The sequence below is a fragment of the Desulfopila aestuarii DSM 18488 genome (assembly GCF_900143695.1).
GTDB lineage: Bacteria > Desulfobacterota > Desulfobulbia > Desulfobulbales > Desulfocapsaceae > Desulfopila > Desulfopila aestuarii.
The window spans coordinates 1-13543 of sequence record NZ_FRFE01000044.1; the positions used below are offsets into that span (position 1 = coordinate 1).

General features: G+C 46.2%; 10 protein-coding genes, 1 pseudogene and 1 riboswitch. Of the genes and pseudogenes, 2 read left to right on the forward strand and 9 right to left on the reverse strand.

Features of this window, described 5'->3' with window-relative positions:
- Together BUF15_RS23935 and BUF15_RS23940 are read right to left on the reverse strand one after the other, a co-directional pair.
- Positions 1 to 227: pseudogene (locus tag BUF15_RS23935) on the reverse strand (IS256 family transposase); the annotation flags it as partial.
- Between the two features lie 78 nt (positions 228 to 305).
- Entirely contained in the window at positions 306 to 992 is a 687-nt protein-coding gene (locus BUF15_RS23940) for a hypothetical protein (protein WP_143170861.1), read from the reverse strand.
- Between the two features lie 460 nt (positions 993 to 1452).
- Between BUF15_RS23940 and BUF15_RS23945 the strand changes: the two genes are divergently transcribed.
- Positions 1453 to 2136, forward strand: coding sequence for a hypothetical protein (locus tag BUF15_RS23945; RefSeq protein ID WP_143170862.1), 684 nt, complete (start codon positions 1453 to 1455; stop codon positions 2134 to 2136).
- 151 nt (positions 2137 to 2287) lie between these two features.
- On the opposite strand, the gene BUF15_RS28515 is transcribed toward BUF15_RS23945, so the two are convergent.
- On the reverse strand, positions 2288 to 2755 hold the full coding sequence (locus BUF15_RS28515; protein WP_084554527.1) for an NUMOD4 domain-containing protein: 468 nt from the start codon (positions 2753 to 2755) through the stop codon (positions 2288 to 2290).
- Complete coding sequence (locus BUF15_RS27240) at positions 2752 to 2901, reverse strand: hypothetical protein (protein ID WP_159441373.1); 150 nt, start codon at positions 2899 to 2901, stop codon at positions 2752 to 2754. The genes BUF15_RS28515 and BUF15_RS27240 overlap by 4 nt, the downstream gene beginning before the upstream one ends.
- Before the next feature lie 603 nt (positions 2902 to 3504).
- Here BUF15_RS27240 and BUF15_RS23960 point away from each other — a divergent pair.
- The gene (locus BUF15_RS23960; protein ID WP_073616566.1) at positions 3505 to 4842 is read left to right on the forward strand and encodes a DUF6538 domain-containing protein; all 1338 of its coding nucleotides are present in this window, start codon (positions 3505 to 3507) and stop codon (positions 4840 to 4842) included.
- A gap of 117 nt (positions 4843 to 4959) precedes the next feature.
- Here BUF15_RS23960 and BUF15_RS23965 read toward each other — a convergent pair whose 3' ends face one another.
- From BUF15_RS23965 to BUF15_RS23985, 5 genes are all read right to left on the reverse strand, one after another.
- On the reverse strand, positions 4960 to 6033 hold the full coding sequence (locus tag BUF15_RS23965) for a hypothetical protein (RefSeq protein ID WP_143170863.1): 1074 nt from the start codon (positions 6031 to 6033) through the stop codon (positions 4960 to 4962).
- Between the two features lie 131 nt (positions 6034 to 6164).
- Positions 6165 to 10499, reverse strand: coding sequence for a MopE-related protein (locus tag BUF15_RS23970; protein ID WP_073616570.1), 4335 nt, complete (start codon positions 10497 to 10499; stop codon positions 6165 to 6167).
- Between the two features lie 102 nt (positions 10500 to 10601).
- Positions 10602 to 10686, reverse strand: a riboswitch (cyclic di-GMP riboswitch).
- 17 nt (positions 10687 to 10703) lie between these two features.
- The gene (locus BUF15_RS27900) at positions 10704 to 11279 is read right to left on the reverse strand and encodes a PEP-CTERM sorting domain-containing protein (protein ID WP_073616572.1); all 576 of its coding nucleotides are present in this window, start codon (positions 11277 to 11279) and stop codon (positions 10704 to 10706) included.
- Between the two features lie 728 nt (positions 11280 to 12007).
- The gene (locus BUF15_RS23980) at positions 12008 to 12820 is read right to left on the reverse strand and encodes a hypothetical protein (RefSeq protein WP_073616574.1); all 813 of its coding nucleotides are present in this window, start codon (positions 12818 to 12820) and stop codon (positions 12008 to 12010) included.
- Positions 12817 to 13542, reverse strand: a complete 726-nt coding sequence (locus tag BUF15_RS23985; protein WP_073616576.1) for a hypothetical protein — start codon at positions 13540 to 13542, stop codon at positions 12817 to 12819. The genes BUF15_RS23980 and BUF15_RS23985 overlap by 4 nt, the downstream gene beginning before the upstream one ends.
- Position 13543: the final 1 nt, after the last annotated feature.

Consider the following 13543-nt stretch of genomic DNA (forward strand, 5'->3'; position numbering starts at 1 on the left):
GGCCCAAGCCCTGTGAGAATTTCTCTTTCAGGCAAATAGCCATTGCGCACAACCTGCATGTGCCCTTTCTCATTTCTCAGCTCTGCGTAATGCTGGAGCAGGTCTTGCAATTCAGCCTCAACCGCATCAGCAATGAGTTGTCGGGCGCCGATACGTAACAGTTCGGTCAGCGGGTCTTCGACAAACTCTCCTGGCTTTTTCAGTGTGATAACTTTACTGTTGATCATGACGTATCCTTTTTTGTTGGAATTCTGTTTTGGCAAACTGATTCCAACAGGATACGTCATTTCTTTTTTAATTCTCCCTCAAACACCACTTTTGAGCATAACTCGATTACCATAGAGGTATAGGCTACCGAGCTCGCAATAGTTCCTGATCTTCTGATACTTGCTGTACCCAGTGTACTTCCCCTCTGCATCGTCAGACTTATCAAAGGCCCAGGATGCTCTGTTAGTCTCTGGATCAATAGAGAGGTATCCTAGACGGAGCAGGTCCTGGCGATCCCCTTTGCTTAGATCAAGGCGCAGAGGCTCAATACAGCCTATCTCTTCATCAATGATGACATGATATCCACCATCCCGTATAAGCAGAGCCACCTCTTCATTCCATTGCTCGAAGAGAGAGTGAGTGGTCAGGATGTTATAGCCACCAGAGAGGAGTATCTTGAGGTCATCTGTCTTGCTCGTTGCCCCATTAGCTCCTCTTACACTCTGGCCTTCCTTGCCTATCTTGGCTCTCTGTCTATCATCAAGTGGCTCTTGGAAGTTCATACCGGGACAAGCCTGCTGGTATCTCTTAATCTCATCCAGATAGGGCAGGACTACTAGGTACGGCTCATCATACTGTTTTCCCCTCTCAGCTAGCTCATTGAACCTCTTGATCATTGCACTGCTCTTGCCAGTACCCATGATGGCATCCCGTATCACTATAGGTGCATCTAAGGTTACTACCTCCAAGAACGACTGATGCATGTCACATCCGCAATCGAACATACTCCCTCCTTTCATCTCTTATGGGTTATACTTCCAAGCACTGATGTGCTGACCTTTCTATCTATGAGGCAACCTAAAGTGCTGGAAGGTGCAGGCAAGCCGCTGGAGAAGGGGAAGAAAGAGTCTAGGATTCAAGAGAGAGAGGTATAAAGGGGGGAATGGTCTAAGCACCTACTCGCAGAACATGCTGTGCAAATGCAGTTCAATTTTTTCATTACATGACGGGACATCTATACAGGAATTTAACCTCGAAAGGGTTTGCCAAGTTGGCCTAACACATTTTTGTTGATTTGACGGAGTTTGCCAGTTACTTTTTAGAAATATATATCTGCTATATGCGGAAAGATGAGTGGAAGATTTTCTGCTTGTGCTAGTGTAGGAAAGACGATAAGACGGCGAGATGAACCTGGTTGATAGATGGTGTGTTTGCTCCGGAAATATCAACGTCGGTTATTAAACGTTGTGGACAAAAATCCTATCGGCTTTGATTAAAAACGACAAATATCTGTTTGATAGAATCTTGCGAGTTGCCGAAAATGTTTTAAAATCAAGTAAAATAAATCAATGCGGGAGTGGATTAATGGGCTTTTTTGCGAGCTTATTTGGTAAACAACAACAAACTGGTTTACCTGCACTGTTAAATTTAAATACAGAGTCAGCATCACTATCAGCAGCATTACCAGATATTTTCGCAGAATATTTTAACTCGATAGCTCCAGATATGTTAGGAAGGTTCAGGGGTAATGAATCGTTAGAGGCACTTTCGAAATTTGCTTTTGTAATAATAAAATTAAGAATTTTAAATAGTGTTTGCTCTTCGAGCACAGAACAAGTAGCTAATGACATAGAAAAAATAACCGGACTATCAGTAGCTTGTTCACTGTGCCAAGTTGATGTCATTAATAGATATATAGAAACACCGACAAATAATATTAACACCTCAAAGTTTCAGTTTTATATGAAAACGCAGCTTGATGGGTGTTATTCTATGTTAAAGAAAATTAGGTCTGAGGCAAGTGTGCTAGGTTTGGAGTCATTTATTATTTACAATATAAATGAATTTGAAAAAATATTACGGGAAGAAAAGACAGTAAATTATTTAGAGAACCGCATTGGTATAGTACTAGAAAATCAGTGTGTATGAAAATAAATTTCCACAACTAAGCGTTCGAGAGGGACGCCTTTAACTTGGCTGCAATGAATCTTTTCTTCTTCAACGTGCTTTGCTTTCCAGAGAGACAGGCTACCCCACATCCTCCTGCAACATACAGAAGGTGCGGGGCGAGATCTCTCTCTTAGCTGTGCTTTCTGCCCGGTAATTGACAGCATGTCCAGCCTTTACTCCGGCCTCTCGTGCATAGGTGACAGCTGTGTAATCCATGCTTTTGGGAGAATTTGTTGAGGTTCCTTATCTGATATTGGTTACCTGTAGGGTCTGTCACTTCCCAGTATTTGGCTTGAGAGTGTTCTACATTCTCTTGGGCGCTAACCCATTCAAGGTTACTCAAGCAGTTGTTAGCTCTGTTCTCATCTATATGGTTCACCTCGGATTTTCCGTCCGATTTATGAACGAAAGCAAGTGCTACAAGTTGATGAACGGTTTTCTGCAACTGCTTTCCACTTATGTACAGGTTCACTTTCATGTAACCGTCTCCTTTGTCACAAGGCTTGAGCAACTTGCCTGATCTATTGTTACGTACGCATCCTTGGTCTGATACGCTGTAGTTAGGAGCACAATCAATTATTTTCCATTGCTCAATCATGACGCACCTCCCTCAGTGCCAATACGTCCTAACCAGTCACTGGAGATTTCTTGCATTCTTGGATTGGGCAGCATCATCTTTATTGGTTTGTTGCCCAATATCAGGATGTTATTTAATCCATAATCAAAGCTATCTAATTCCCTCATTCAATCCTCCTTTTAAATGTTGTTGGTAAAAACTGCTGAGCGCTAGCTCGATGTTATCTTCGAAGATGCAACGTAAAGGGGGATGTTTCACAGGTGAGATAAGGGTGAGGGCGTCTTGGAAGATGAAGTGTGGAGAGAAATCAATTCGTAAGAGATTGAGAGCAGTATTGATTGACAGTGCTGCAACACAATGATACACAGGAGGGGATCAGGAAAAGATCCAGAGCATTGCATTGGCAAAACCTCTACAGCACATCTTCAGTTAATTGTAGAGCAAGTCATCGCAATTTGTTAACTAAACGAAATGTATTGAAAAAGTTGGTGTGATAGCAACTTAGCGCACTGGACTCAAAATCCAGCGGACGCAAGTCCATGTCGGTTCGATTCCGACCTCCGGCACCATTGAAATACAAGAAATCCCGACATGTTAGCTCATGTCGGGATTTTTGCATTTCAAAAGGTCCAGGGATCAATACCTTGGCACCCCCACTGGGATGTTGCGACGTCATCATCCAGGTCGATTCCAAGCAACTCCTCGAAATTCCTTGTGCCTTTCCTTGTACACCGCATTATCTCTCATTCACCCCCACGGGAGGAACAAAAATGCGCGTGCCGTCGTATTGCTTCAAGAGCCTCGAGAATATCTACTACTTCCGGATGAGAGTTCCGAAAGAACTCCAGCAGATCCTACGCCGATCCGAACTCAAGAAGTCGCTCCGGACTCGAGATAGATCAACGGCCTACCGACTCTGCCGACAGTACGCGATCACCGCCGAGAAGCACTTCGCCGAGCTACGTCTGAAATTGTTCCAGGCATCCCTCGGCGGTGAAATCGCTCCCAGCAACCTTGTTCATCCTCAGGTTTCTCAGATCACAGCCGGGCCGATTCCGGCGATGACGATCCAACCACCCCCACGGGTGGAACCAGAAGAGGTCACGATGAGCCGGTTGATCGAGTTGTACATCAAAGAAGAGACCAGCAAGCGAGGTCACGATATCGCCTCCGGCCTGGAGAAAAATCTCCTGCGGTTCATGGAAATCGTCGGTGACAAGCCGATCACCCATTATACGGTCGAGGATCGCCAGAAATACCGCGACGTGCTCCTGAGGATACCGAAACGGATCAACGGATCTCGATATAAGGATCAATCAATATCGGCCATTCTGAAGCGAGAATATCGACCTGAGCAACGGTTGAGCTTGACGAGTGTGAACTATCGACTGACCGATGTTGCCACGTTCCTGAACTGGGCGGTCAAGAACGGCCTGATCGAGGGCCATCCGTTCAAGAACGCGGTCCTGAAAACGAAGACCAAGAGTGAGGATGAGCGACCGGCGCTTTCCGACGAGGAGATTAAACTGCTCCTCGAGAACCTTCCAGCGGATCAACGATCCTTGTCTTGGTGCATCCTCATTTCGTGTTTCACCGGATTACGTCAATCAGAGGTCGCCGGTCTCGACGGAGACGATATCATCCAGCTACCGGACGGCACATGGTGCCTGGACATCAACGACCGTGGTGACAAGAAACTCAAGAGTACTAACGGGCAGAGGATCATCCCGCTGCACTCGATGCTACTCCAGGCCGGAATTGTCGAATTTGCTGGATCACGGACCGGCGGCAAATTGTTCACCGATGTTGTCCCATACCGAGGCAAGTATGGCCATCAGGTCAGCAAGGACTTTGCCAAGTACCGCAAGTCACTTGGCATCAACGGAGCCGGCCAGACGTTTCATGGAATCCGCCATTCCGTAATATCCAAACTGTGGGCCGCCGGTGTTCCTGAAGCGCACACCGCAGCCATAGCCGGTCATCAGCGTGGCAAATCGGAATCGTATCTCCGGTATTCGAAGAAAAATGACCTCGGACCGCTCCGGGAGGCGATTGAGGCCATCGATTATGGGAAGATCAAGTTGCCGTCGTGGGTATCCCGGAAGTGACTTGACCTCATTTCGGGAATGGGATGCATGGACTTTCGAGATAGATGGTGTTTGATCGAGCAATATCGGACGGATATGGACATTGTGTTCCGGTACATCATGGAACTCCACTCGACCTTACGACTTTCGTCCGGTGTTTCCTTCTACCCGAATGAATCTCGGTAGCTTCATCTGCTGCGGCATATTCTCCTTACGCCATTTCTCATCATCGACAAACAGCATGTTGCCGCCGCTCACCATTTTCTGCATGGACAGGTGATTCTCGGACAGAGGTTGCAATGGAGCGACGACCATGGTTTTTCCTGCCTGTTGGGCCAACCGACGCGCTTGCATGACGGTATCCACTTTTGATACCGGGCAATCGTCGGAAACAACGGCTATCGTTGTATTGCTGCTGAGTTGCCGTAAGATGCGTTTATTACCTTTGGCATCAATCACGGTTAGGTCCGGCGGAAATACAGGGGTCGGTCTTTCCTCCCCGGGGCAGTATGCAGTAGCTCGGAAATTCTCGATGATCTTCGATGCAAGGGTCACCATGCTCCTGTCATAATAGAGCGAGACGCAATAGTTCAGTACCTCATTTTGCGGGATATCGGGTTTCAGGATCTCGAGCCAGTTCCGGACGCCATCCATGACCGCATTTTGATATTGCATCTTGATGTCGGTGGCCGGGGTACCGGGGACGTGATAATCGACATACTCGTGCATCATGAAGTACTGAGCGATCAATCGCCTGAGCATATCGGAGTGGTACAGGCTCTTGCAGTTCGAGCGCACGAAGGTATGGAATTTGTCCTTCATGGTTTGCAACTCGGCGACCGTGCGTATAGAGCCGGTAGAGTCGAGCAACTGTTTGGCCTCGATCATCAGGTCGGCAAATTCGCATTGGCTTCCTTCGGTTTTCGTGCCGCCTAGACGAGCAAAAAAGTATTCGTTTTCTGAACTTCCGCTAAAAGATGGTGGGGTGTTAGGAGTGCTAATTGTGAGGACAAACGAATGGGTTCCTATAATGACGGGATAGGTCTGGCCGTGCTCAAAGGAAAGCAAGGCGAGTCCGGTGTATGATGTTGCAATGTGCTGCATTGTTTCAGCGGCGAGCTTACCATGGAACAGTGAGGTCTCTGCGAGGCCGTCATACCCTTTGATTTCCAGATGCACGGCTTCCTTCGACTGGATATCAAAGGAAGCCATGGCAGTCTCTGTCCAAATTAGGATGAATACGATAAACAGGGGTCCTATAACCATCTGTTTGCTGATCATTGAATTTCCACTTAACCACTCTTAAAACAAGATCTTCCGCCTTTGAGGCAGCAGGGATACTCTCAATCCTTGAGACAACGGACACTGACGCCGTTTGCGCGGTCGCCGCTGTGCACACCTGCATCATTGCTCACGATTCCCAAGTATTGGCTGCTGAAGCCATCCATAGAATCGGACCAGTAGATGCCGTACCTACCTGCGAGGCTGAGCCCGCCAAAGTAACTTGGACGGTAGCCTGCAGCAACAAGCTTAAGCGGAGATCCATAGGCACCTACTAAATCATTACTGGACCAGGAAGTTCTTTCGGTTTCCAGTTCTGTAATTGTAGGCAACCTAAATCCAGAAGGACACGGATTGTTGATACCATTTACACCCTGCCAGAGATTGTTGTTTTGTGGGGTTCTCCAATCATAAGGTTCTGTGGTTGGAGTTATAAAGTTGCTATGATTTGGTGTGTCTGAACTGCTCGGTATGGATGTTATCCCACTATCACGCTTCTCATGCCCATCCCTCCCCCGACCCCATTGATAAAGATCTCCATATGCTTCGGTATCGGTTGGACTTGTGGCGACACGTGAAGCTCCAAGGTTACGGTCCATCCATATTTGTCCTGCGGACGTGACAGTTTGAATTTTTTCTGGTTCGTAATCTTGGATGCAACGGACACTGAAGCCATGGGCACGGGCAAAACTGTACATTTCGACAGAGTTCCTGTGCAGAAACATGTAGCGACTGAGAGCACGATCAACCGTACCGGACCAGTAGCTGCCGTCGCCATAATCAATACCAGTATTGTAGCTGCGGCCCCCAGCGATAACAAACTTCAATGGTGATGAATAGGCACCTGAGGCATCGTCACTTGTCCAGGACGCTATTTCAGTTTTCAGTTCTGTTTCTGTTGGTAATCTGAATCCAGACGGACACGGATTATTGATACCTGATACCCCCTGCCAGAGGCTGTCATTCTGAGGCGAGCGCCAATCAAAGGGAGTATTTGGGGACAATATGAAATTGCTATGACCTGGCGTATCTGAGCTGCTCAAGGTGGAGGTTGTCCCGCTGCCACGTTTCTCGTGCCCATCGGTACCTCGCCCCCACTGGTACAGGTCGCCATATGCTTCGGAATCGGTCGGGCTCGTCGCAGCGCGGGATGCACCGAGGTTACGGTCCATCCATACTTGGCCAGTGGTAGAGGTTACGGTTTGAATTTCATCGGGTTCGTAATCTTGGATGCAACGGACACTTAACCCATGGCCGCGTGCAGTGGTGTACATCAGGGCGTAGCCGCTGTCCATGCCCAAGGCGCGGCTTTGGGAGCCATCCACCGTACCAGACCAGTAGTCGCCGCTGCTGCCAGCACCAGCAATCGGAAGACTATAACTGAAGAGAAGGCGTTGTCCTGCAACTGTAAGCTTCAGCGGCGATTCAAAGGCACCAACTGCATCGTTACTGGTCCAGTATATTCTTTCGGTGTTCAGTTCTGTTTCTGTCGGTAACCTGAATCCAGCAGGACACGGATTGTTGATACCGGATACTCCCTGCCAGAGGCTATCGTTCTGAGGAGAGCGCCAATCATAGGGGGCATTTGGCGACGATATGAAATTGCTATGCCCCGGCGTGTCTGAACTGCTCAGCGTTGATGTTGTTCCACTATCTCGTTTCTCATGACCATCCGTCCCGCGTCCCCACTGGTACAAATCACCGTATGCTTCGGTATCGGTTGGGCTTGTAGCTACACGGGAAGCTCCGAGGTTACGGTCCATCCATACTTGGCCTGTGTTGGAGGTGACAGTCTCAAATTCGAAAGGAGAATTACACCCTTCATTAATCTGTCCGTCACAGTTATTATCAACACTATCACTGCAAATTTCATCTTCGCTTGGTGAAATTTCAGGATCAGCATCATTACAGTCAATTGTTGTTGAACAATTAATTTCGACGTAATAACCGTCTTGATCGTTGTCAGTGCAAGTAGGATTCAGCGAAGATGTCGAAAAATTCCACCATTCACTTGATTCGCTCATTAAATTATTGATATCGTCTATAGCGTAAACTGCCCATGTGTAATGGCTGTCAGGGTTGAGAGTGTAGGCGGGTAGAGTGAATTCTTTATTCTGCGTCAAATAATATTCCGGTTTAGAAATGTTGCAAGTGTCGTAGACGTTGTAATCATCTGATTTGTCTAACATGTCAATTCCACGATTGTTTATAACTAAGCAATGTTTAATTGATTCAATATTAATATTATCGGTCAGTGTAAAGGAGTGATTTTTTGAATAGTCTATAATCAAGTCAATTGTGGGAGATAGATTGTTTGGTGCAAAAATTTTATTGTCTATACTGGACGAAATTGTGAGTGTATATTCATCATTAGAGCTATAGTCGTCAGAAAGTATATGTGATAGGGTAGCACTGCCAGAATAGAGTGCATTAAAAATCACAACCCCATTGTTGTAAGCATCAATGTAAACGCCAAATCCTAGCGTGACAAAATATTTGTCAATTTTTTCTCTGACGAAGTCGACAATGTTGGGGTTGAAAACATTCTTGAGTGTGCATCCCAATAGAATAACCCCGGGATCAGTTAAGTCGGCAGAAAGAAAATTATCAGCCAAGTAGTCCGTGAAAAAACTTTTGAATGCTGAAATGTATCCTTCGGTAATAAATTTATTGTATGTGTTAGTAATTTGAGGAATAGACGGTGTTAAAAAATTCTTAAATTGTTCTCTGCAGACGTCAGTTTTGACGCTATATCTCAGAGAATGAGTAATTTTTTCTTTATCAATCTCTGTCACTATTGAAGCCATCGGAGCTATTAACTCACTTGCTATGCTCATAGTAAGGCTTTGAAATATTTCAAACTGATTAGGTGATGTTGAAAAATCCTTAAGGTGAGCTCCTACTGTTGAAATTTTATATATTCCCGGTTGGTCAAAATGATAAGTGCTGCTGACATATCCATTGCCAAAATAGGAAGACAATATATCTGTTAAGCGATCAATGAATAATCTCTGGTCGTCTTGATCAGTAAAAATTTTTTTGAAAAAGCTAGGTGCTCCTTGGAAACCTAATTTTAAAATTTCTTGAAGAATATCATCCGCACCAGGGAACGATATGTTTCGTGGTTCGACCCAATCAATTGCGTTGAAGCCCTCTTGGTTGTTGACACCGAAAACAGACCATCTGCCTAATCGGTTCTTTGCGGAAAGTATACTGTCATAGCCAGATTGCTTAATATCTCCGGAGAAGCAAATTCCATCTCTGTCTATGTTGTCAGAATCATATAGGTATAATGTATTTACATCAAAACAATTGAAGCCAATCCATTCGGCATTAGCGTTGGGGATGAATGCGTCAATAACTTTGCCAATATTCAATTCGATCTTTTTAAAATAGTTAAAATTGGCAATGTCAGTAATGTTCATACTAGATAGTGCTTTATTGGCATCCGCACATTTTTCTAGAATTGACGTTGAAAGATGAGAATCGGAAAGTTTGAACGTTCCATTTTCTAATTCCTTTTCAATTTCTGAAGCTAAAATTTCCGTTTCCGGCAAGGACTCAATGAGCGCTAAAACCATTGCGTCTATCATTGGTTTGGTGGTTAAAATGCCACTTTGTATAGCGATCATTGAAATTGCTGTGCTTTTAGCATTTATTTCTGGATTAACCTCTCTAATTTCATTAGATTTTGCAAATACTTTTAACAAATATGATGATCCATTTGAGTCAATCACTTCAAGAAGGGTAGTGGCATCACTATTCATCTCTGCTACAAAAAGGCCATCGCTAGAAATTGATGTTTGGCCAGCAATTCCACTATTGATAAAAAATTTATTAGGGTTATATCCGTTTGGCATTTTGATGCTGCCAGTATATTTGCGCGTAATTAATTGAAAATTATTTTCACCACCTAGATCATATTCGATTGTGCTTTCAGTTGATGGTGCTTCAATTATTGACAACGCTTTCTCGCTTCCGAATATCTTAACTGCATAAGTAAACCGTAATCGACTTGGATTTAAGAATGACCATTTTTTGTTGGTTGTCGTTTGAGAAACATCGAATTCATTATTAACGCCATTTACAACATCAACATATTTGAAATATGGCTTCCCGTTATCCGTATATCCATCCGGATTCGACACCGTAACTGCGTCTGTACTTATGGAGTCAATTACGACAGTAATCGGCGTAAGGAAAACCTCGGCAGATTTGTTCGTAAGTGAAACATCAAAATAATTCTCGTTCGTCTGCCTATTGAAAAGCATCCGCGTTGAATTCTGCTGAATCTTGTCAGTTATATCTGTTTCCGCTGAGGCATCTATTGGAGCAATTAATAGAAGAATGAACATATAAAACATTGCCGGCCAGTGTCTTGATATCAGTTCTTTCATTAATTCCTCCTTTGATAGGCGAGCACCACTACGTCACGTTTATTTTGTGCGGATTATCAGTAAAAAAAAAGCCAAGTTACCCTAATATGTTTTCACATATCGTCTGGCAACCTGGCTTTCCCACATACATCGTGGTTCCATGGCTTTCCGTACGGCCCTAACCCAAGACCGTGTGGCTTTATCAGAATGTCATATCATGTGATTCTATGCAGGTTTTGCTGAATTTCTCTTTCGTGATCTTGCAAGCAATCCCGCTAAACCTGTTCCGAACAGTAGCATAGTCGCCGGTTCGGGAACTGCATCGGTGGGTTGGGTGTTGAGTGTTAAATCAAAGTTCGAAAATGTAGCGACAGACCCGAGTCCGTCATCATAAATACCCGCTTCCAAACCAAACGTTAAACTTATCGTACTACCTCTAAAAGGAACTAGATCAAGGACGTATATTCCTGAGTTATTCCCGTTCACCTCAAGGTCGTAATATGAGCCAAAACCATCATCGACCATGACTACGAGCCAGTCGTCGTCATATTCATCGCTAGTTAGTCCGTAATTGACTGAAAAGGATAGCGCATTGGAGGAGACCGAAAATGAATCATCGTAGAAGTAGCTACTCCACAGACCACTGGTTTCATCAATCGTGACAACGTTGCCATTTACGTTAACATCGCCATCTGGCGTGAAGGTGTTCAGGTCAAGCTGGTCAGCCGACGCTGCGCCTGATATCGACAGAAAGGTGGTAATTACGGCAAGTTCAATGAATAGACGGTTATTTTTTCTCATAAACCAAGCTCCCCTAGAAAGTTTCCCCAAGAACCATCAAAAGAATTCGACCTTGTCGTATGTGCAATTAACGTACCTTTTCAGATCGGCCTGCTTGGAATGAATTGTGGTTGTATTTTGTTAGGCTTTGGGCATTTTGGTATTGATTGTTAAATGTCTAGATTTTAGTGTTTTTTGCATGCTTCCGATTATCCGTAAAATATAGTTCAGTTTATCGGAATTTTCTGGACATCGATCACTTACCGATTCCTGATCATCGATAACTCAGTTATGGAATATTCCATCAACGTTATATGTCAAAATATACGGATATTACATATGAATATGCTTGCATTGAGACCATAGGTGCTAATGTCATCCGCGGTTGAAAACCTTGCAACCATGTCTCCTTGAGATGCTGTCGATTCGACAAGATAAAAAATCTGTTGATTTCAGGGGCGGCGGCGTCGATGAACCCGAATCAGAGCATTTTCGTTCTCATTATGACCCGGTAGAGGCAACAGATTAGAGGGGAACAGTCCCTCCTCGTCATGCGATGCCGGCAGACGTGTGAAACGTCAAAGTTGTATGACCTCACACCCCGCTGTAGGACGATGGCACTTTCGGATAGTGTCAATAAAAGACTCGTGATAACAAGAATATGTAGATTTTACTTCGAAAAGCCGATGTAAAGCTCAGTCACATCAGCTGTCGGTCACTACCAGACCCATGCACCCCACGTCGACCCACTACACCCCTCGCCTTTTCGGTTTCCCATACCTCGCCGGTGAGTATCGATCCTGGATCACCTGGTGATGCCCAGAGCATCGCTTCGGTGGTCCTCCCGCTGACGGCGTTGTGGTGGGCGGTTCCGTCTCTGGATCATGACCACCACCCAGTAGTTTTTCGGCCATCTCATTGAACTCGGCGTCATCAAAGGCGCTGGCCAGACCCGGATGCCGTTGCCGGATATGATCCTCTAGAACCTCGTGGTCATCATCACCCTCGCCCGAATCCCTGCCGTCACTCACCTGACGATCCTGGCCGTCCGTGACACGCCGAGCCGCTGCTTTACTTGTATTTCGTCGAGCTGGTATCCCGACCGATCTCTGGACCCCGGATGACGGTCCCTGGGTAACCGTCGCCTGCCATTCAACCTTGTCAACGACGGTACAGAACTGATTCCAACTCGATGGTATGTGATTTCGTATTACCAAGGCATAGGCGACCGTAGCCAGATTCTGCATCCCGATCAGCTGCTGACCAACACCGATGGTATCGATGACCTGGGCGGCCACAGCAGCAACCTCACGCCCGAGTCGCGCACCCGGTAGCGCGGGGTGATTGGTCATCACCTTCAGGATTAACGTGGCGTAATCCTCGCTACTCCGCTGATGGAGTAGGACGATCTCGCGCGTGAATAACTCCAAGGCCTCGAGTATAGGGTCATCAATCGCCAGCCTCGCTGACAAACGGATAACGTCGGTTTCCTTGAGCCACTGGAATCCGGAAACCATGTCCAGTAGCTGGTCGTACTCCAAATTTTCCACGATATTTTTCATGATTCACCGTCCTCTCCGAAGAAATTTTTCAGCTGTTGATAGAGCGCCGCATTCTGCAGTGTCATCAGCCGTGGGTCATGGCATGTGGCCGTCAGGTACTGGTTGCCGATACTCTGCAACTGCGCCTTCCAAAACGTTGCATTCTCGCGCATGATCGCCGCCGCGTCCGCCGTGGGCGGACGTTGTTTATCGATTGCACTTGCATAGAGAACATCGAGCGGAATCTGTGTTGGCTGGCTCGCCTGCATGAAGACATTGAAAAACCATTCGGTCACAGGGCGCTCCAGGACGTGCAGCCGCCGGTAAGCATTGCGCATCATCTCGGTTATGGCGTACTCGGTCAGTGCACTCGGGTCGTGGTCAACGATCCTGAGCGTCGGCGCTTTGACAACCAGCTCGAGTCGAAGCGCATCTCCAAACTGCCATGGAGCCGGGTCCGCCTGATCACCGGACGGGTCGACCGCGCCTTGCTCGCCGAGCAGGATTTCGAGCTTTTCTCTAGCCTCGTCGCCATCCTCGTATGGAAACAGGAGAACATGCTGGCTGATGATCAAATCGAGCACCGCCGACCTCAGCCGGGGATGATTGATGACAAGAAAATCGACCACTGATCCCTGGAGTGCATGTGGAGTACTAAGTTTGTCATGGTCGATCTGAATCACCGGAACCGCTCTCCCGATGTCGAGGGTCGCCAGGCCGTCGAAACTAAAAGAGTGTCGCATA